This is a genomic window from Parahoeflea olei, from assembly GCF_001703635.1.
Taxonomy (GTDB): Bacteria; Pseudomonadota; Alphaproteobacteria; order Rhizobiales; family Rhizobiaceae; genus Hoeflea; species Hoeflea olei.
Genome location: NZ_LQZT01000001.1, coordinates 280,955 through 299,381, shown reverse-complemented (window position 1 = coordinate 299,381; position 18,427 = coordinate 280,955). Strand labels below are relative to the sequence as shown.

Sequence of the window (18,427 nt, the reverse complement as noted above, 5' to 3'; positions counted from 1 at the left end):
GATCACCAAATGGTGATCGACAACGGTTTTCCGGCGTTCGGGGACAGATTTGGCAATTACGACACAATGTTCAGTTCTGGCACGGGTCTTCGGACGCGCGCCCCTGCACGGCTGGCGCGGACGGTTCCGCGCCGCAGCGTCGTCGGCGATCGGGCTGTGCGTGCTGACGCTGCTCGCCTTCTCAGCCGTGGCCACGACCCCGAGCAGCGCATCTGCCGAAACCCGCTCGCTCAAGCTCTACTACATTCACACCCGTGAAAAGGCCGAGATCGTCTTCAAGCGCAACGGCAAATACGATCAGGCCGGGCTGAAGAAGCTCAACCGCTTCCTGCGCGATTTCCGCCGCAACGAACCCACCAACATGGATCCGCGCCTGTTCGACCTGGTCTGGGAGATCTACCAGCAGGTGGGCGCGCGCGATTACATCAACGTGGTGTCGGCCTACCGGTCGCCCGCCACCAACGAGATGCTGCGCCGGACCCGCGGCGGCCAGGCCAAGAAAAGCCAGCACATGCTCGGCAAGGCGATGGATTTCTTCATTCCCGGCGTCAAGCTCGCCACGCTGCGCGCCACGGCGATGAAGCTGCAGGGCGGCGGCGTCGGCTATTATCCGAAATCCGGCTCGCCCTTCGTCCATGTCGATGTCGCCGGCGTGCGCGCCTGGCCGCGCATGAGCCGGCAGGAACTGGTCAAGCTGTTCCCCGATGGCAAGACGCTTCACCTGCCGCCCGACGGCAAGCCGCTGCCCGGCTACCAGGTGGCGCTTGCCGAATACAAGCGCCGCGGCGGCGCGATCGTCTCGACCAGCAGCGGTTCTTCCGGATCCGACAGCAAGCGCTCGGGTGGTCTCCTGGCGGCCCTGTTCGGTGGCGGCGACGAGGACGAGGAACCCGATACCATTTCCGCGGCGCCCACGCCCGCGCCTGCGCCGCCCCGCACGGAAGTCGCGGCGCTGGCCGCCCCCGAAGAGGTCGCGCCGACCCAGGAACTCGCCTTCACCCTGCCTGCGCGCGGCCCGATGCCGGACGCCCGGCCCGTGCTCGAGCCGCCGGTGGAAATGGCAGCCCTTGCCCCGCCGCAGCCGGTACTGCCGGCCCAGGCTGAAGTGGACGCCTTCGCCGCGGCCGCCAGTGCCGAGGTCGCCCAGCCGCCGCTGCAGTCCGGCCCGGTCGATCTCGCCAGCATCCGCGCGCCGGTTCCCGAGTTTCTTGCCGAACGCGCTGGCGGCGCGCAGCCGGCTGCACCGGCGCAGCAGATCGAAGTCGCTGCCCTGCCGGACCCGATCCGCGCCCGCCTGACGGGTGAGGCAGACGGGGCCGCCGCCCCGGCCGACCAAGCTGCCGCCAAGGTGGCAGCCGCGCCGGTGCCCGCCGCCGGTTCCGTGCCGACACCGGCCTTCGCGCCGGCCACGACCGAGATGGTTGCGGCCTTGCCGGCGGATGTCGATTTCGTGCCGCTGCCCATTCGCCGTCCCGGCGAGACCGCGGTCGCGGCTGCGGCGCCTGCTCCGGTCGAGATGGCCTCGCTGGCGCCTGCGCGCGGCAGCCGGATTGCCGCATCATCGGCGTCGCTGTCGGCGCCGCGCAAGGGTGGCCGCCCGACTGCCGCGGAAGTGGCGATGCAGGCACCGCGCGGAGCGAGCCGCACCGATCCGAAACTGACCGACACCATGATTTCGAAATGGGCGCTGGCGCAGGAGCGGGTGCAGTCCATGACCACCCCGCCGGACCGGGCGCGCCACTTCGTGGTCACGCAGTTGCGCGCCGCGCCGAAGGTGGTGCTGGCCAATGCCTTCGCACCCGATGGCGGGGAGCAACCGCACAACCAGTTCACCGGCTCCGCGGTCAATTTCGTCACCGTGGCGCGGTTCGACAAGTAAGCCGCTCTGCCGCGTCCCGGCCCGCACGGGCCCGGACGCCGGGTGAACGCTCTGATGCATCTGTCGATTTCAGGAAGAGGGCAGGGCCTTGAAGGCCCGGGCCGACGGCCGGCTTGCATGATGCTGGCCCAAGCCTCGTCGGCGGATAGGCGGGACCGGCCGTATGCCGGCCGGTCCGGGTCAGGCGTTCGGGCTCACTCGGCGTCGTCGGGACCCGGCACCATGCCGAGCGCGTGCAGATAGGTGTCGAGGATCGCTTCCTGCTCGAGCCGGTCGTTCTGGTCCTGCTTGCGGATGGCGATGATCTTGCGCAGCACCTTGGTGTCGTAACCGTTGGCCTTGGCCTCGCCGTAGACATCCTTGATGTCGTCGGCAATGGTCTTCTTTTCTTCTTCCAGCCGTTCAATGCGTTCCACGATGGAACGGAGTTGGTCGCGGGCGACGGCGCCGGCATCAGACATGGGGACACTCCTGAAAGGACAGATTGGGGGGTTGATGTGTGAGGCTTCAAGTGCCCCTTGACCGGCGTCGGGTCAAGGGCGTTTCAGCGATCGGGCCGGATTATTCCCGCTCCTGTGGACACGCGTTGCAGCCGTGCCTCAGACCGCCCGGGAGCCATGATGCTGAACCTCGTGCAGGTCGGACTGCGCCGTCATGGTGGCAAGGATCGGCGCCAGCCGGTCGACCCAGGCCGCGACGCCTTCGGCGTCGCCGATCAGGTCCTGGCGGATTTCGACCAGTGCATGGGCAAGCCCGGTGGTCGAGCAATGCCGGTGCATGGTGTCACCCCTGAGCGCCCCGTCATAGGGCTCGTTGTCGCCCACCGTCAGCGACGGATCTGCGCGCAGCAGATCGATCATCAGCCGCGGCCCGCGCGGATCGGTGTCCCACAACACGCCGGCGTGCCACGGCCGCGGGACGCCCTTCCAGGCGGGCGTGAAGGAATGCACCGAGATCACCAGCGGCGGCTTGCCCGAGCGGCGCCAGGTTTCGCCGATCACGGTATCGACCGCGTCGTGATAGGGCCGGTGAAACAGGCGGAGCCGGCGTTCGCGCTCCGCGTCGTCAAGCGGGTGATTGGCCGGGATGACCATGCCGTCCGAGAGTTTCATGATCAGCGTCGGGTCGTCCTCGCCGCGGTTCGGGTCGATCAGCAGGCGCGAAAAGCAGCCGAGCACGCCGGGCACCCCGAGCCGCGCGCACAGGCCGCGGGTGACGTCCTCGACGCCGATGTCATAGGCGATGTGGCGGGCGAAGGCTTCGGCGGGCAGCCCCAGGTCGCCATATTCGGAGGGCAGACGGTTCATCGCGTGATCGGCGAGAATCACCAGCCCGGGGGCGGGATCGCCGGGAATGATCTGGAAGGGCGCAAAGCCGGACATGGCGGATCAGGGTACCGGGTTGGTGGGCGGGAACAGGATCGGATCAATGGCATAGCCGCAGGAATGGGGCAACAGCAGCCATCGGGTTCTTTGTTTTCGGCGAGTTTGTGGTAGCCTGCGGACAGGGCGTTCGGAGCTCTGGTCTTTCGTTGACTTTCCGAACCTCCCGGCGCAAAAAGCAACCCGAACGCCCCAAGCGGAGACTGACCGGAATTGATGTTTCGCACGTTGCCACGAGCCTGTATGTCCCTTTTCAGATCTGCGGCACTTGTTCCCCTGGCGCTCGGTGCGCTGGTGCTCGCGGGCACGGCTGAAGCCCGGGCGGATTTCAGGGTCTGCAACGGAACCCAATCGCTCGTCGGCGGTGCCATCGGCTACCGCACGGCGGAAGGCTGGGTCACGGAAGGCTGGTGGCAGATTCCGGCCAATTCCTGCGCGACGCTGATCGAGGGCCAACTCGGATCACGCTACTATTACCTTTATGCCGAGGATGCCAGCGGCGGTGGCCGCTGGGCCGGGAATATCAATATGTGTGTGGCCGACAACGAGTTCCGGATTGTCGGGGTCGAAGACTGTTTCGCCCGTGGTTTCCAGCGCGTGGGGTTCAAGGAATACGACACCGGACGGCAAGGCAGTTGGATGGTCCAGCTCTCTGATGCCCCGGAAGCCCCGGAAAGCCAGAATTGATGAAGCGGCTACGCAACGTAAAAATCCTCGCAACCCTCGGACCCGCGTCTTCCGACGAAGACATGATCCGCAAGCTGCACGCGGCGGGCGCCGACCTGTTCCGCATCAACATGAGCCATTCGAGCCATGAGCTGATGCGGACCCTGATCGGCCGCATCCGCGCGGTGGAACGCGAGTGCGGGCGCCCGATCGGCATCCTCGCCGACCTGCAGGGTCCCAAGCTCCGGGTCGGCAAGTTCGCCGAAGGATCGGTGACGCTCAGCGCAGGCCAGACCTTCGTGCTCGACAACCGCGACGAGCCCGGTGATTCGACGCGCGTGTTCCTGCCGCATCCGGAAATCCTCGAGGCGGTGCAGCCCGGTCACCGGCTGCTGATCGATGACGGCCGGCTGCAGCTGCTTGCCGTCGAATCCGACAAGACCTCGATCACCTGCACCGTCGTCAGCGGCACCAAGATCTCCGACCGCAAGGGCGTGAGCCTGCCCGACACCACGCTCGGAGTCGGTGCGCTCACCGAAAAGGACCGGGCCGACCTCGATGCCGTGCTCGCCACCAACGATGTCGACTGGGTGGCGCTGTCCTTTATCCAGCGGCCCGAGGATCTCGCGGAAGTCCGCAAGATCGCCCGCGGCCGCGTCGGGCTGATGTCCAAGATCGAAAAGCCCCAGGCGCTCGAGCGCATCGACGAGATCATCGAGCTTTCGGATGCGCTGATGGTGGCGCGCGGCGATCTCGGCGTGGAAATGCCGATCGAATCGGTGCCGGGCATCCAGAAGCAGCTCACCCGTGCCTGCCGGCGCGCCGGCAAGCCGGTGGTGGTGGCAACCCAGATGCTCGAATCGATGATTTCGGCCCCGGTTCCCACCCGCGCGGAAGTCTCGGACGTGGCGACGGCCGTGTTCGAGGGCGCGGATGCGGTGATGCTGTCGGCGGAATCGGCGGCGGGCGACTATCCGGTCGAGGCGGTGACGATGATGGCGTCGATCGCCCGCAAGGTCGAGCGCGATCCGAACTATCCCGGCATCATCTATTCGCAGCGCCCGCAGCCTGAAGCCACCGGCGCCGATGCGATTTCGCTGGCCGCGCGGCAGATCGCCGAAACCCTCAATCTCTCGGCGATCGTGTGCTACACCTCGTCGGGCAATACCGGCCTGCGCGCCGCGCGCGAACGGCCAAACGTGCCGGTCATCGCGCTGTCGCCGGTCTACCAGACCGCACGACGGCTGTCGGTGGTCTGGGGTCTGCATTGCGTGGTGACGGAAGATGCGACCGACCTCGATGACATGGTGGATCGCGCCTGCCGCATCGCCTTCCGCGAAGGTTTCGGCAAGCCCGGCGACCGCATCATCATTTCCGCCGGCGTCCCGCTCGGCACGCCCGGGTCGACCAACATGCTGCGCATCGCCTATATCGGCTCGGACGGCATGACCGGCATCTGATCCCGGATCGGCTCAGGTTCCCGACATCGCTGCTTGCTGTCCCAGCGGGGCATCGTCCCCGCCGGGGCAGCGCGCGTGGTCGTCGCGCAGCGCCGCCTGGGCCTCACGCGCCGCCGCGTCGAGATCGACTGCGCGGCCGGCCACGGTCTCGATCGCGGCCACTGCCAGGGCGGTGGTCACGTAGTCGGGCTTGTGGCCAAGATTGCGCACCCAGATCAGCTTCGAGCCGGCGATGGCCTGGGCCAGTCCTTCGGAATGGATATGCGCGAGCACGATGCCGTCGCTGTCGCCGGTGATGATCACCGTCGGCGCCTTGATCTCCCTGTAGCGTGGCGCCGTGCGCATCGCATAGGCCTTGAAATTGGCGATATCGATGGCGTTGCTGCGGAAGGCACCGGGCCTGAGTACCAGCGCCGGCGCGGTCTCGGCGACATAGTCGGCGGGCATGGGGTTCGGGGCGAACACGCAGGCCGAGCCGCTGTCGATCCGGGTCAGGCCCGCCGGCAGCGCCAGCGTATGGGCGAACAGCGGCCCGATCACGGGCAGGTTGGTCAGCGTATAGTACCAGGCGATGCCGCCCGGCCAGGGATGGCTTGCCGGCGCCAGGAACACCAGGCCTTCGGTCATGTCGGGATGGGCGAGCGCAAAGCTCGCGGCGATCGCCCCGCCGAAGGAATGGCCGACGATCACGGCGCGGTCGATGCCCTTGGCGCGCATCGCCCGGGCGATGGCATCGGCCTGGCCGTCGGGCGTGTCGTTCTCGCTGCCGCCGCGCTCCGACCAGCCGTGCCCCGGCCGGTCGATGAACAGCATTTCCGCACGTCCTTCGAGGTGTGACCGGAACGCGCCCATCTGGTCGCGCAGGTTGCCGCTCGCGCCGTGGATGAAGACCAGAGGCGGCAGGTCGGCGGTCTCGGGCCGGGGCAGGTGCACCGCGTGCAGCGCATAGCCGCCGACATCGATCATCTCGCCGAGCGGCGGATAGCGCGCCTCGATGGCGCGGGTCTTCACCCTGGTTAAGAGCGCAAGGCCCGCGAGCAGGACAAGGAGGGCAGAGAGGAGAATGATCATGACGGTCCGGATCGCGTTACGAAATGACATCGGCAGCCAGGGCTCGAGGGTGGATTCGGCGGCCATGCGCCGACGGATCAGGGGCGCGCAACCCCGCCATGGGGCTCGCCCGGCTCAGGTGCGACTGCCCGCGAGCTTATCGGCCAGTTCGCCGACCTTGGCCTGGGCCTGGCGGTTGGAGGGATAGACCTCGAGCACCTGCTCCCAGGCCCTGAGTTCGAGTTCGTCGTTCCCACTCGCCGACAGGATCGCGGCCATGCCGGCGATGGCGCCGAAATGGCGCGGCTCCAGCGCCAGCACGCGGTTGATGTCGGCCATGGACTTGGCGTGGTCGCCCATCATGAAATGCAGCGTCGCCCGGCGGTTCCACCCCTCGGCGAAATCCGGCTCCAGCACGATCGCCTGGTCGAGCAGGTCGAGCGCCAGCCCGTTCTTCTGGTCGTTGATGGCGGTGTTGGCCCACTGCATCAGCAGGTTGACGGTGGCGCTGCCCGAATCACGCCACTTCGCCCAGATCCGGCTGGCGATGCGTTTGGCCTTTTCCTCGTCGCGCTCGTGCTTGAGTTCGGAAAACAGCGAATCAAGCGTATCGGCGGGTTTGGCCGGCGTGGCCGCAGTCTCGGGCTCGGCAACACTCTGTGCCGGTGCGGCAAGCGGAGCGCCGGCCACGACCAGCAGAGCGGCGAGAGGCAGGGCGAGACGGCTCGGAAACGAAAAATGGCACATGACGGAAAACTAGACCGCCTGCGCCATTTTTCAAATGCAAATTTCGGTGAAGGCCAAGCGGCCCGCCGTGTCAGCCCTGACGAGCCTTGAAACGGGGGTTCTGCTTGTTGATGATGTAAACCCGGCCCTTGCGGCGAACCAGACGGTTGTCGCGATGACGGGCCTTGAGTGCCTTAAGCGAATTCTTGATCTTCATTGCTCTGATCCGCGTGGTTCTGGACGGCCGCGCCGTCTATTCAATCAAAAGCGCGCCTGCAGGGACGCGCTCGTCGGTTGGCACGGCATGTATCCGCTCGGGCATTTGCTGTCAACTCCGGAGCGGCGTTTTCCCGGCCCCGACCGGCCTCAAACCGCTATTTTTTCGGCGCAATACGGGTGACATGGCCCATCTTGCGACCCGGCCGGGCTTCGGATTTTCCGTAGAGGTGAATCACCGCGCCGGGTTCGGCGGCCAGGGCTTCGAGCCGTGCCACGTCCTCGCCGATCAGGTTTTCCATCACGCAATCGGAATGGCGTGCGGGGTCGCCCAGCGGCAGGCCGGCCACGGCGCGGATATGCTGCTCAAACTGGGAGATCGCGCAGGCCGCTTCCGTCCAGTGGCCGGAATTGTGCACCCGCGGCGCCATCTCGTTGACCAGCATCCGGTGGCCGGCGCCGTCGCGCACGGCAAAGAATTCGACCGCGAAGACGCCGACATAATCGAGATGACGGCCCAAACCGGCCGCGATGTCGAGCGCCTTGGCGCAGGCCTCGGCACCGAGGCCGGAGGGGACGGTCGAGGTGTGGAGGATGTGGTTGCGGTGGATGTTTTCGGTGACGTCATAGGCGCGCACCTCGCCCGAGATCCCGCGGGCGGCAACGACCGAAACCTCGCTCTCGAAATGGACGAAGGATTCGAGCACCGCCATCTGGCCGTTCATGGCGGCAAAGGCCGAGTCGGCGTCCTCGGGCCGGACGATCTTGGCCTGGCCCTTGCCGTCATAGCCGAGCCGGGTGGTCTTGAGCACCGCCGGCAGGCCGGTCACCGCGATCGCGGCATCGAGGTCCGCGCGGGTCGCCACCGGCGCGAACAGCGCGGTCTCGGCGCCGAGGTCCCGCGCGGTCGCCTTTTCGAGCAAGCGGTCCTGGGCCACTTCCAGCGCCTTCGAGCCGGGACGCACCGGCATTCGCGCCTCGAGCGCCTTGACGGCCGCGACCGGCACGTTCTCGAATTCATAGGTGACGACGTCGCACAGCATGGCGAGCTGGTCGAGTGCCTCGGGGTCGTCATAGGCGGCGACGATCTGGCTGTTGGCGACCTGGCCGGCGGGCGCATTGACGTCGGGCTCGAGGATGATGGTCCGGTAGCCGAGCCGTGCGGCCGCCATAGCCAGCATGCGGCCGAGCTGGCCACCGCCGATGATGCCGATCGTCGAGCCGGAGGGCAGGGCGCCGGCGTTCGCCTCTGCACCGCTCATTCCTGGTTCACCGGGGCATCCGCCACTGCATCGGTACGGGCCTGGCGCCAGGCGTCGAGCCGGTCGGCGAGTGCAGCGTCCGACAGCGCCAGCACACTGGCTGCGAGAAGGGCGGCATTGACCGCGCCGGGCTTGCCGATGGCGAGCGTGCCGACGGGAATGCCCGCGGGCATCTGCACGATCGACAGGAGGCTGTCCTGGCCCGACAGGGCTTTCGATTCGACCGGCACACCGAACACCGGCAGCGGCGTGAAGGCGGCGGTCATGCCGGGAAGATGCGCGGCGCCCCCGGCCCCGGCGATGATTACTTTGTAGCCCTCGGCGCGCGCACCCTTGGCGAAGCTCACCAGGCGGTCGGGCGTGCGGTGCGCGGAGACGATCAGCGGACGGTGGGCGATGCCAAGTTCGTCGAGCGTGTCGCAGGCATGTTTCATCGTGGACCAGTCCGACTGGCTGCCCATGATGACGGCTATCTTCGGCATTTCGGCGGCATTCATGCTGGATTTTCCAATCTCAGGCGCAGGGTCGGGCCCTGCATCAGGTCCTGTGTCAGGCCCGGTGTCAGGCAATGATGTCGGGGATGATCTGGTCCTCGAGCTCGGTGATCTTGTCCTTGATCGCGAGCTTCTTTTTCTTCATGCGCTGAATGCGCAATTGATCGCACCCGGTCTGTATCATGGCGTTGATGGCCACGTCGAAATCCTCGTGCTCATGGCGCAACCGCGCCACCAGCATGCGAAGTTCCGCCTGTTCCTGATCGGACATTCAGTTACCCCGTTTCACGCATCCGTCGGCGCCGGTCCGACCTCGTTCTCGTTGCGCGTCCCTACCACAGAATCGGGTGTAACAGGAAGTTACCTGTAATCAAGAAATCACCTTCGACAAATGCACCACTCCGTGGCACACTTTCCGTGTCCCCAAACGATTTGCTCCGGTGCTTCCGGTGCCGGGGCAACCTACGATAGGAGTCGATAATGTCGATTGATGCACATCTTGCCACACTCGAAAGAAAACACGGCGAACTGGACGAGGAACTGCGCACCGTGCAGGCCCAGCCTTCGGCTCACAACGAGCGGATCGTGGCCATCAAGAGGCGCAAGCTGCGGATCAAGGACGAAATCAACCGTCTGCGTGCTTCGGTGACGCAACACTGATCAGATTTCCATGACAAGTTGATGACGCGGGGCCTGCCCCCGCGTCTTTGTGTGAAAGGAACGGACAGGGACGCTCAAAAGCCGCCACGCGCATCGGGGACATGCACGGCACGGCGGGCCAGCGGGGCGTTCAGAGGGCGGGGCTCAGCCCCAGAACTGGTCGACCCAGAGATTGAGGCGCATGAAGCCGTCGGTGTTGATCGCATAGATCCGGCGCGTGCCCTGGCTGGTGACGGTGACCAGCCCGCAATCGAGCAGCGCCTTGAGGTGTTGCGACACCGCCGGCCGGCTGATGGTCAGGCCTTCGGCGAGTTGGTTGACCGTGCGCGGGCGCCGGCGCAGTTCTTCGAGCAGATAGCGCCTGTTGGGGTCCGCGATGGCTTGGAACGCGTCCATGGTCATTGAGCGAGGCTAGTTCAAACCCCCATGCCCGGCAAGCGCTTTGTGTGCGCTGCAACCGGCCGCGGATGCGGCGCAACGCCTCGCCCTCTCCCCCGCCCAGTCAGGCACCCCTCCGGTGCGCGCCGCGCCCCTTCGCTGCGCCGGATCTCGGGGGGGCGCGCCGGGGCCCTCAGGACCCGAGCGCCTTGGCCTCGTCGCGCAGCAGGTATTTCTGGATCTTGCCGGTCGAGGTCTTGGGGACTTCGTGGAAGATCACCGTGCGCGGGCACTTGAAATGGGCCAGCAGGCTGCGGCAATGGGCGATCACGTCCGCCTCCGTCAGGCTGTGGCCCGGGCGCACCTCGACGAAGGCGCAGGGCGTCTCGCCCCATTTGTCGTCGGGCTTGGCCACCACCGCCGCCGCCAGGATCGCCGGGTGCTTGTAGAGCGCGTCCTCGACCTCGATCGAGGAAATGTTCTCGCCGCCGGAGATGATGATGTCCTTGGAGCGGTCCTTGAGCTGCAGGTAGCCGTCGGGATGCATCACGCCCAGATCGCCCGAATGGAACCAGCCGCCGCGGAAGGCCTCGGCGCTGGCGGCGGGGTTTTTCAGATAACCCTTCATGACGATGTTGCCGCGGAACATCACCTCGCCGATGGTCTCGCCGTCGGCCGGTGTCTTTTCCATGGTTTCGGGGTTCATCACCGTGAGGTCCTCGAGCACGGGATAACGTACGCCCTGGCGCGCCTTCTTGCTGGTGCGGGCGGCCCGGTCGAGCGCGTTCCATTCGGCCTTCCACTCATTGACCACCGCCGGCCCGTAGGTCTCGGTCAGGCCGTAGAGATGCACCACCTCGAAGCCGGCATCGGCCATGCCTGCAAGCACGGCTTCGGGCGGCGGGGCGGCGGCGGTGTTGAAGCTCACCGTCTGCGGGAAGTCGCGCTTGTCGGCCTCGTCGGCGTTCAGCAGCGTCGACATCACGATCGGCGCGCCGCAGAGATGCGTCACGCCATGGTCGGCGATGGCATCATACATAGCCTTGGCGCGCACCCAGCGCAGGCAGACATGGGTGCCGCCGACGACGCCCAGCGTCCAGGGAAAGCACCAGCCGTTGCAGTGGAACATCGGCAGCGTCCACAGATAGACCGGGTGACGGCCCATGCCCGAGGCGATCACATTGGCATAGCCCATCAGCGCGGCGCCGCGGTGATGATAGACCACGCCCTTCGGGTTGCCGGTGGTGCCGGAGGTGTAGTTGAGCGAGATCGAATCCCATTCGTCGTGCGGCAGCGTGCGGGTGAAGTCCGCCGCGGCCGACTGCACGAAGGCCTCGTAGTCCTGGCTGCCGATGCGCTCGCCCTTGGGGAAGGGGGCGCTGTCGGGATATTCGCTGTCGTCATAGTCGATCACCACCGGCTGCACCTGTGCGCGGGCGAGCGCGGTGGCCACGACGGCCGAGAATTCCCGGTCGACGATCAGCACCTTGCTTTCGGCATGGTCGAGCTGGAAGGCGATCGCCTCGGCGTCGAGCCGGGTGTTGATCGAATGCAGCACCGCGCCCGTCATCGGCACGCCGTGATGGGCTTCGAGCATCGCCGGCGTGTTCGACAGCATCACCGAAACCGTGTCGCCCTTGGCGATGCCGAGCGCTGCGAGCGCGTTGGCGAGGCGCCGGGAGCGCTCCAGGAATTCCCGGTAGCTCACCCGCAGCCGGCCATGGATGATCGCGGTGTGCTCGGGGTGGATCAGCGCCGCGCGCTCGAGATGCGCAAGCGGGGTGAGCGGCTGGTAATTGGCGGGATTGCGGTCGAGATCGGTTTCGTAGGGATTGGAGCGCACGCGTTGGTTCCTGTGCCGTGATGTCGCGAATGATCCGGCTCGACGTCGCCCGGCACGGCCGGCCTCCTCAGGCCAGGAGGCTGGCGGACCCGTCCCAGATGAGCTTGAGCGCGGCCAACAGGACCATAGCATACATGAAGGGATAGAAAACGTCCGGCTTCATGCGTCTTACGACGTAGGCGCCGGCGAGCGTCGCCACCGGGGCGAGCGGAGCGAGCGCCAGCGAGGTCGACAGGTTGGCGGTGTCGAACTGGCCGAGCGCGAAATAGGGCACGAGCTTGATCGCGTTGATGATGGCGAAGAAGCGCACGCTGGTTCCGGTATAGGTCTTCGGATCCTGTTTGAGCGGCAGCGTGTAGATCTGGTAAGGCGGGCCGCCGGCATGGGAGACGAAGCTCGTAAATCCTGCGAGCGCGCCCCAGAACAGGCCCCGGGCCGGGCGGTGCGGCTGCGGCGGCTGTTTCAGCCCGGAGCGGGCGGCGGCGAGGTTCTGCGCGAGAAAGCGCCAGACGAACCAAAGCGCCACCGCGCCGACGATCAGCTTGATCATGTCCGCCGTCACCCACGCGGCCGTCAGCCAGCCGATCCCGATGCCGCCGAGCGCGCCCGGCACCATGATGAAAAGCGTCCTGGGGTCGCTGTGGCTGCGCCAGCTCCACAGGCTGACGACATCCATCACGATCAGGATCGGCAGAAGGATCGCGGCTGCCTGGACCGGCGAGATCGCCAGCGCCATCAACGGCACGCCCAGCAGCGCCATCGCGCCGCCGAAGCCGCCTTTCGAAAGGCCGACCATGACCACCGCCGGAATCGCCGCGGCATAGAAGTACGGATCCGTGATCATCGGGGTAGTTGATCCTTGTGCCGTGCCGGTCTATCCCGTTTGCTTCGACTTGGCCATATTGGCTTTCAGCACAAGGCCCCGACAGGAACCCCGATGACCGACCCGACCACCCGCTGCCGCCTTGTCCTCGTTGCGCCCGACATCGCCGACCCCGCCGGTCTGGCGAACGTGATCGGCGACGCGCTGCGCGGCGGCGACGTCGCTTCGGTGATCGTGCCCCAGCACGCGCTCGACGACAAAAGCTTCCAGAAGCGCTGCGAGGCGGTGGTTCCGGTGATCCAGGCAGCCGGAGCCGCCGCATTGGTGGCCGGCGACACCCGGGTGGCCGGCCGGGTGCGCTGCGACGGGCTGCATCTGGAAGTCGGGCCCACGGCGATGGCCGAAGCGATCGAACGCCACTCGCCCGGCATGATCGTCGGCGGCGGCAATGCGCGCGAGCGCCATGCGGCGCTGTCGATCGGCGAGGCGCAGCCCGATTACGTGATGTTCGGCTCGATTGCCGGCGACATCAAGCCCGAGCCGCATTCCAAGAATCTGGCGCTCGCCGAATGGTGGGCCGACATGATCGAGATCCCCTGCATCGTCATGGGCGGCACCAGCCTGGCCTTCGTCGAGGACATGGCAAAGACCGGCGCCGAGTTCATCGCCTTCTCGAAGGCCGTGTTCTCCGACCCGACGGAAGCCCCGCGGCTGGTGGCGGAAATCAACGCCACGCTTGACGAAAAAGCGCCACGGTTCGGGTGATAGTCACGACCATGAACGATCCTGATCCCTTCACGCCGCAGCACCCGATTGCCAGCGGGGGCCGCTTGCCGCGCCATCGCAGGCTTGTGCCCGCGCTGTTGATGGCCCTGGTCGTGGCGCTGGCGCCGCGCGGCGCGGCTGCGCAGGAGGGGACTGCGCTGCAGGCTCCTTCCGCGGCAGCCGGGACCGGCACCGAAATGCCGGCGCCGCAAGCCCCTGAGCCTGTCGGCACGGCTGCTCCGGATGCTGCCGATGCCACCGCGCGTGCCTTCGGCGCCTTCCAGCGCGGCTATTATCTCACCGCGATGGAGCTGGCGTTGCCGCGGGCGCAGCTCGGCGATCCGGCGGCGCAGACGCTGGTGGGCGAATTGTTCGCAAGCGGGCTCGGCGTGGCGCGCAGCATGGAGGACGCCGCGTTCTGGTATGGACAGGCGGCCGATGGCGGCAATGCCTCGGCCCAGTTCAAATACGGCGTGATGCTGCTCGAAGGGAAATATGTCAAAGCCGACCCGGTCAAGGCGCGCGAACTGATGAAGAAGGCCGCGGATGCGGGCAATGCCTTCGCCCAGTTCAACCATGCCCAAGCGCTGGTGGCGGCCAAGCCCGGGGACGCGGGCCTTCTCGAGGCGCTGCCCTATTTTGAGATGGCGGCCGAGCAGGGGGTTCCCGACGCGCAATATGCGCTTGCGCAGATCTACAGCAACACGGTGGGTGTGCCCGAGCAGAAACGGGCGCGGGCGCGCGAATACATGGAAAAGGCCGCGCGGGCCGGCTTCGATACCGCGCAGCTCGACTATGCCATCTGGCTGATCGACGGGATCGGCGGACCCAAGGACTACGCCACGGGCTATCGCTGGATGAAGGTGGCCGCAAACCGCGGCAATGTGGTGGCGCAGAACCGGATGGCGGTGCTCGAGATCAATGCCATCGGCACGGCAGGCGATCCGGTCGAAGCGGCGAAATGGTACATCCTGTCGCGCCGCGCCGGCTTCGTCGACCGGTCGCTCGACGATTTCTACCAGGGGCTGACCGAGGACGAGCAGAAGCGCGCGATCGAGGCGGCCAACCGGTTCGGCAAGCGCTGAAGCTTGCAATCACGGCGCTCCGGTTGCGCGCCAGACTTGAAAAGCGCAGCCATTTGTGGTCTTGAGGCCGCCAAGCGGCGCCGAAAACCGGGCCGGATCAAGCTGACGCGGAATTGTCCCATGAAAATCAACGGAAATGAAATTCGTCCCGGCAACGTGCTCGAGCACAATGGCGGTCTCTGGGCCGTGGTCAAGACCAACGCGGTCAAGCCCGGAAAGGGCGGCGCCTTCAACCAGGTCGAGATGAAGAACCTGATCGACGGCACCAAGCTCAACGAGCGCTTCCGCGCCTCCGAGACCGTCGAACGCATCCGCCTCGAACAGAAGGACTTCCAGTTCCTGTTCGAGCAGGGCGAAGCACTGGTGTTCATGGACCTCGAAAGCTATGAGCAGCTTGAGCTGCAGAAGGACTTCGTCGGCGATCGCCGCGCCTTCCTCCAGGACGGCATGATGGTGACCGTGGAACTCTATGACGAGCGGCCGATCGGCATCGCGCTGCCCGACCAGGTGACGCTGGCGATCGCCGAGGCCGATCCGGTGGTCAAGGGCCAGACCGCGGCCTCGTCCTACAAGCCCGCCGTTCTGGAAAACGGTGTACGCATCCTCGTGCCGCCGTTCATCGCGGCCGGCGAGCGGGTGATCGTCGACACCAATGAACTGACCTATCTGCGCCGCGCCGACTAAGCCCGGCCCGCGAAGACCTAAAGGCGCGCGCGGCAGTCCCGCGCGCCGCCGTGACCAAGGAAGAAAAGCAGATGGCGCGTTCCGCCCTTCTCAATGTGATGGTTCAGGCCGCGCTCAAGGCCGGGCGTTCGCTCGCGCGCGATTTCGGCGAGGTGCAGAACCTCCAGGTCTCGCTCAAGGGGCCGGGCGATTATGTGAGCCAGGCCGACCGCAAGGCCGAGACGATCATCAAGACCGAATTGCTCCGGGCGCGCCCGACCTACGGCTTCATGGGCGAGGAAAGCATCGAGCTCAAGGGCACCGACGGCGCCCATCGCTGGATCGTCGATCCGCTCGACGGCACCACCAACTTCCTGCACGGCATGCCGCATTTCGCCGTGTCGATCGCGCTCGAGCGCAGTGGTGAGATCGTCGCCGGAGTGATCTACAACCCCTCGACCGACGAACTCTACACCGCCGAACGCGGCGGCGGCGCCTTCCTCAACGACCGGCGCCTGCGCGTTGCCGGCCGCAAGGCGATGTCGGACGCGGTGATCGGCACCGGCGTGCCGCATCTGGGCCGTGGCCATCACGGCAAGTTTCTGGTGGAGCTGCGCCACGTGATGGGCGAATGCGCCGGCATCCGGCGGATGGGCGCGGCCGCGCTCGATCTCGCCTATGTGGCGGCCGGCCGTCTCGACGGTTTCTGGGAAACCCCGCTTGAGCCCTGGGACATGGCCGCCGGCCTGCTCCTGATCCGGGAAGCGGGCGGCTTCGTCTCCGACATGAGCGGCGGAACCGACATGTTCGGCACGCGCTCCGTCGCCGCGGGCAACGAATACATCCACAAGGGGCTGGTCGAACTGATCCAGCGGCCCACGCCCAAGGCCTGACCCTGGCTGTCACGGCTTTGTTTTGAAAGCATGCTTTCATTTCCGTCACAATATCGGCTAGTCTTGCCAGGATCTTTTGATTTAGGGCAAGGGCCAGGACGGATATGGCATGGCGAAACTGACATTGTCGGGGTGGGGCATTTCGGAAGACGGCAGCGGGGCCGATCCGCATAAGCTCTCAAGTCCGCTGGTGTTCTTCTGGAGCATGGCGATCTTCCTGATCCTGTCCGGTTTTGTCGCCGCGATCCTTTACCGGCAGATCCAGACGGCGTTTCTGGCCAATCCCGGACTGAACGGGCTGATCATCGGCGTGCTGACGGTCGGCGTGCTTCTGGTGTTCACCCATGTCTTGAGGCTGAGGCCGGAGGTGCGCTGGGTCAATTCGTTGAGGGCCACCGGCGATGCCGAAAAGGTCGGGCGCGATCCGGTGCTGCTCGCGCCGATGCGCGCGCTGATCGGCCGGCGCCAGTCGATGGCGCTGTCCACCTCCTCGCTGCGCTCGATCCTCGATTCCATCGCCACCCGGCTCGACGAGTCGCGCGACACCTCGCGCTACCTGATCGGCCTTCTCGTGTTTCTCGGCCTGCTCGGCACCTTCTGGGGCCTGCTCGGCACCATCGGTTCGATCAATCAGGTGATCCAGTCGCTCGATCCGGGCACGGGCGGCACGGGTGACGTGCTCTCGACCCTGAAGAGCGGCCTGTCGGCGCCGCTCGACGGCATGGGCACGGCCTTTTCGTCCTCGCTGTTCGGCCTCGCCGGATCTTTGGTGCTGGGCTTCCTCGACCTGCAGGCCGGCCGGGCGCAGAACCGGTTTTACACCGAACTCGAAAACTGGCTCTCCACCATGACCGATCTCGATTCGGGCGGGAGCGTGCCGGCGGAGGCGGCCGGCACGTCGGAGGAAATCCGGATGCTGACCGAGCGCATGCAGAAGATGGCGCAGGACGCGGGCATGACGCCGCGCACCACCGCGGCGATGGCGAGTCTGGCCGAAGGCATCCAGGGCCTGGTCAAGAACATGCGCAACGAGCAGCAGATGCTTCGCGACTGGATTGAGGCGCAGCAGGTCGAATCGCGGCGGATGCGCGAAACCCTCGACAAGCTCGCCGACAAGATCGGGGACAAGTAGACGATGGCGCTGGCGCGGAACCGGCGGCGGGAGCGCGCGGTCGATTACTGGCCGGGCTTCGTCGATGCCCTGTCGACCCTGCTCCTGGCGATCATGTTCCTGCTTACGGTGTTCGTGCTCGCGCAGTTCTTCCTGAGCCGCGAGATTTCCGGCCGCGACGAGGTGTTGAACCGGCTCAACAGCCAGATCAACGAACTCACGCAGCTGCTCGCGCTCGAACGCTCGGGCAAGCAGGATCTGGAGGATACGCTCGCCAACCTGCAGGCTTCGCTCAGCAGCTCGGAAAGCGAGCGCTCGCGCCTGCAGGAGCTGCTCGCCAGCGGCTCGGGTGCGTCCGAAGCTGCCGAGGCGCGGATCGGCACGCTGCAAGAGACGCTCGACGCGGAAAAGCAGGTGTCGCAGCGGGCGCTGAACCAGGTCGACCTTCTCAACCAGCAGATCGCCGCGCTCAGGACCCAGCTCGGTGCGCTCGAGGATGCGCTGGAAGTGTCGGAGAACAAGGACCGCGAGACCCAGGCCAAGATCGCCGATCTCGGCCGGCGGCTCAATGTGGCGCTGGCCCAGCGCGTGCAGGAACTCAACCGCTACCGTTCCGACTTCTTCGGGAGGTTGCGCGAAATCCTGTCGAGCCGCGAGGACGTGCGGGTGGTGGGCGACCGTTTCGTGTTCCAGTCGGAAGTGCTGTTTCCGTCGGGCGGCGCGGAGTTGAACCCGGCCGGGCAGGACCAGATGGCCAAGCTCGCCAGCGCCATCATCGAGCTCGGCCGCGAAATCCCCGACGAGATCAACTGGGTGCTGCGCGTCGATGGCCACACCGACAACGTGCCGCTGTCAGGCACCGGCCGCTATGCCGACAACTGGGAACTGTCGAGCGCGCGCGCCACGTCCGTGGTCAAATACCTGATTGCCAACGGCGTGCCGGCCAATCGGCTGGTGGCGGCCGGCTTCGGCGAGTTCCAGCCGATCGCCGAGGGCGACACGGATACCGACCGCGCCACCAACCGCCGCATCGAACTCAAGCTGACCGAGCGCTGAGACCCGCGCCGTGCT

At 66.5% G+C, this 18,427-nt stretch carries 21 protein-coding genes; 10 read left to right on the top strand and 11 right to left on the bottom strand.

Annotated features, from left to right (window positions below; all coding sequences use genetic code 11):
- The first annotated feature begins 49 nt into the window (after nt 1-49).
- Nucleotides 50-1,879 carry a peptidoglycan L,D-endopeptidase MepK gene (locus tag AWJ14_RS01445; protein ID WP_171904797.1) on the top strand — a complete coding sequence of 610 codons (1,830 nt, stop codon included), beginning with the start codon at nt 50-52 and terminating at the stop codon, nt 1,877-1,879.
- Nucleotides 1,880-2,073: 194 nt separating this feature from the next.
- Here the strand turns inward: AWJ14_RS01445 and AWJ14_RS01440 are convergent, their stop codons facing one another.
- On the bottom strand, nt 2,074-2,340 hold the full coding sequence (locus AWJ14_RS01440) for a DUF2312 domain-containing protein (RefSeq protein ID WP_066173911.1): 267 nt from the start codon (nt 2,338-2,340) through the stop codon (nt 2,074-2,076).
- 138 nt (nt 2,341-2,478) lie between these two features.
- Nucleotides 2,479-3,261 carry an N-formylglutamate amidohydrolase gene (locus AWJ14_RS01435; RefSeq protein ID WP_066173908.1) on the bottom strand — a complete coding sequence of 261 codons (783 nt, stop codon included), beginning with the start codon at nt 3,259-3,261 and terminating at the stop codon, nt 2,479-2,481.
- 243 nt (nt 3,262-3,504) lie between these two features.
- On the opposite strand from AWJ14_RS01435, the gene AWJ14_RS01430 reads away from it, so the two are divergent.
- Together AWJ14_RS01430 and pyk are read left to right on the top strand one after the other, a co-directional pair.
- A complete protein-coding gene (locus AWJ14_RS01430; RefSeq protein ID WP_139112508.1) occupies nt 3,505-3,948 on the top strand; it encodes a DUF1036 domain-containing protein in 444 nt (147 codons plus the stop codon).
- Nucleotides 3,948-5,387 carry a pyruvate kinase gene (pyk, locus tag AWJ14_RS01425; protein ID WP_066173903.1) on the top strand — a complete coding sequence of 480 codons (1,440 nt, stop codon included), beginning with the start codon at nt 3,948-3,950 and terminating at the stop codon, nt 5,385-5,387. The genes AWJ14_RS01430 and pyk overlap by 1 nt, the downstream gene beginning before the upstream one ends.
- A gap of 12 nt (nt 5,388-5,399) precedes the next feature.
- Here the strand turns inward: pyk and AWJ14_RS01420 are convergent, their stop codons facing one another.
- From AWJ14_RS01420 to AWJ14_RS01395, 6 genes are all read right to left on the bottom strand, one after another.
- Nucleotides 5,400-6,458, bottom strand: a complete 1,059-nt coding sequence (locus AWJ14_RS01420; RefSeq protein ID WP_066174774.1) for an alpha/beta fold hydrolase — start codon at nt 6,456-6,458, stop codon at nt 5,400-5,402.
- Between the two features lie 114 nt (nt 6,459-6,572).
- Nucleotides 6,573-7,184, bottom strand: coding sequence for a tetratricopeptide repeat protein (locus tag AWJ14_RS01415; protein WP_066173900.1), 612 nt, complete (start codon nt 7,182-7,184; stop codon nt 6,573-6,575).
- Between the two features lie 70 nt (nt 7,185-7,254).
- Nucleotides 7,255-7,380 carry a type B 50S ribosomal protein L36 gene (gene ykgO, locus AWJ14_RS01410; RefSeq protein ID WP_003497670.1) on the bottom strand — a complete coding sequence of 42 codons (126 nt, stop codon included), beginning with the start codon at nt 7,378-7,380 and terminating at the stop codon, nt 7,255-7,257.
- Between the two features lie 157 nt (nt 7,381-7,537).
- Nucleotides 7,538-8,641, bottom strand: coding sequence for a 5-(carboxyamino)imidazole ribonucleotide synthase (locus tag AWJ14_RS01405; RefSeq protein WP_066173896.1), 1,104 nt, complete (start codon nt 8,639-8,641; stop codon nt 7,538-7,540).
- A complete protein-coding gene (purE, locus tag AWJ14_RS01400) occupies nt 8,638-9,138 on the bottom strand; it encodes a 5-(carboxyamino)imidazole ribonucleotide mutase (RefSeq protein WP_066173893.1) in 501 nt (166 codons plus the stop codon). The genes AWJ14_RS01405 and purE overlap by 4 nt, the downstream gene beginning before the upstream one ends.
- A 64-nt stretch (nt 9,139-9,202) precedes the next feature.
- Nucleotides 9,203-9,406, bottom strand: coding sequence for a YdcH family protein (locus AWJ14_RS01395; RefSeq protein WP_066173889.1), 204 nt, complete (start codon nt 9,404-9,406; stop codon nt 9,203-9,205).
- 209 nt (nt 9,407-9,615) lie between these two features.
- Here AWJ14_RS01395 and AWJ14_RS01390 point away from each other — a divergent pair, with 209 nt between their 5' ends.
- Nucleotides 9,616-9,795: a YdcH family protein gene (locus AWJ14_RS01390; RefSeq protein WP_066173887.1), complete on the top strand. Its 180-nt coding sequence runs from the start codon at nt 9,616-9,618 to the stop codon at nt 9,793-9,795.
- 144 nt (nt 9,796-9,939) lie between these two features.
- Here the strand turns inward: AWJ14_RS01390 and AWJ14_RS01385 are convergent, their stop codons facing one another.
- The 3 genes from AWJ14_RS01385 to AWJ14_RS01375 all read right to left on the bottom strand — a co-directional run bounded on the left by AWJ14_RS01385 (nt 9,940) and on the right by AWJ14_RS01375 (nt 12,860).
- Nucleotides 9,940-10,197, bottom strand: a complete 258-nt coding sequence (locus AWJ14_RS01385) for an ArsR/SmtB family transcription factor (RefSeq protein ID WP_066173884.1) — start codon at nt 10,195-10,197, stop codon at nt 9,940-9,942.
- Nucleotides 10,198-10,366: 169 nt separating this feature from the next.
- Nucleotides 10,367-12,016, bottom strand: coding sequence for an acyl-CoA synthetase (locus AWJ14_RS01380; protein ID WP_066173881.1), 1,650 nt, complete (start codon nt 12,014-12,016; stop codon nt 10,367-10,369).
- Nucleotides 12,017-12,083: 67 nt separating this feature from the next.
- On the bottom strand, nt 12,084-12,860 hold the full coding sequence (locus AWJ14_RS01375) for a sulfite exporter TauE/SafE family protein (RefSeq protein ID WP_066173878.1): 777 nt from the start codon (nt 12,858-12,860) through the stop codon (nt 12,084-12,086).
- A gap of 93 nt (nt 12,861-12,953) precedes the next feature.
- Between AWJ14_RS01375 and AWJ14_RS01370 the strand changes: the two genes are divergently transcribed.
- The 6 genes from AWJ14_RS01370 to AWJ14_RS01345 all read left to right on the top strand — a co-directional run bounded on the left by AWJ14_RS01370 (nt 12,954) and on the right by AWJ14_RS01345 (nt 18,412).
- Complete coding sequence (locus tag AWJ14_RS01370) at nt 12,954-13,604, top strand: thiamine phosphate synthase (protein WP_066173875.1); 651 nt, start codon at nt 12,954-12,956, stop codon at nt 13,602-13,604.
- Nucleotides 13,605-13,705: 101 nt separating this feature from the next.
- Nucleotides 13,706-14,689 (top strand): tetratricopeptide repeat protein, encoded by a 984-nt coding sequence (locus tag AWJ14_RS01365; RefSeq protein WP_066174772.1) that lies wholly within the window; start codon nt 13,706-13,708, stop codon nt 14,687-14,689.
- A gap of 120 nt (nt 14,690-14,809) precedes the next feature.
- On the top strand, nt 14,810-15,373 hold the full coding sequence (gene efp, locus AWJ14_RS01360) for an elongation factor P (RefSeq protein ID WP_066173873.1): 564 nt from the start codon (nt 14,810-14,812) through the stop codon (nt 15,371-15,373).
- 71 nt (nt 15,374-15,444) lie between these two features.
- Nucleotides 15,445-16,245, top strand: coding sequence for an inositol monophosphatase family protein (locus AWJ14_RS01355; RefSeq protein WP_066173870.1), 801 nt, complete (start codon nt 15,445-15,447; stop codon nt 16,243-16,245).
- 109 nt (nt 16,246-16,354) lie between these two features.
- Nucleotides 16,355-17,377 carry a MotA/TolQ/ExbB proton channel family protein gene (locus tag AWJ14_RS01350; RefSeq protein ID WP_066173866.1) on the top strand — a complete coding sequence of 341 codons (1,023 nt, stop codon included), beginning with the start codon at nt 16,355-16,357 and terminating at the stop codon, nt 17,375-17,377.
- 3 nt (nt 17,378-17,380) lie between these two features.
- Entirely contained in the window at nt 17,381-18,412 is a 1,032-nt protein-coding gene (locus AWJ14_RS01345) for a peptidoglycan -binding protein (RefSeq protein ID WP_066173863.1), read from the top strand.
- The last annotated feature ends 15 nt before the right edge of the window (nt 18,413-18,427 follow it).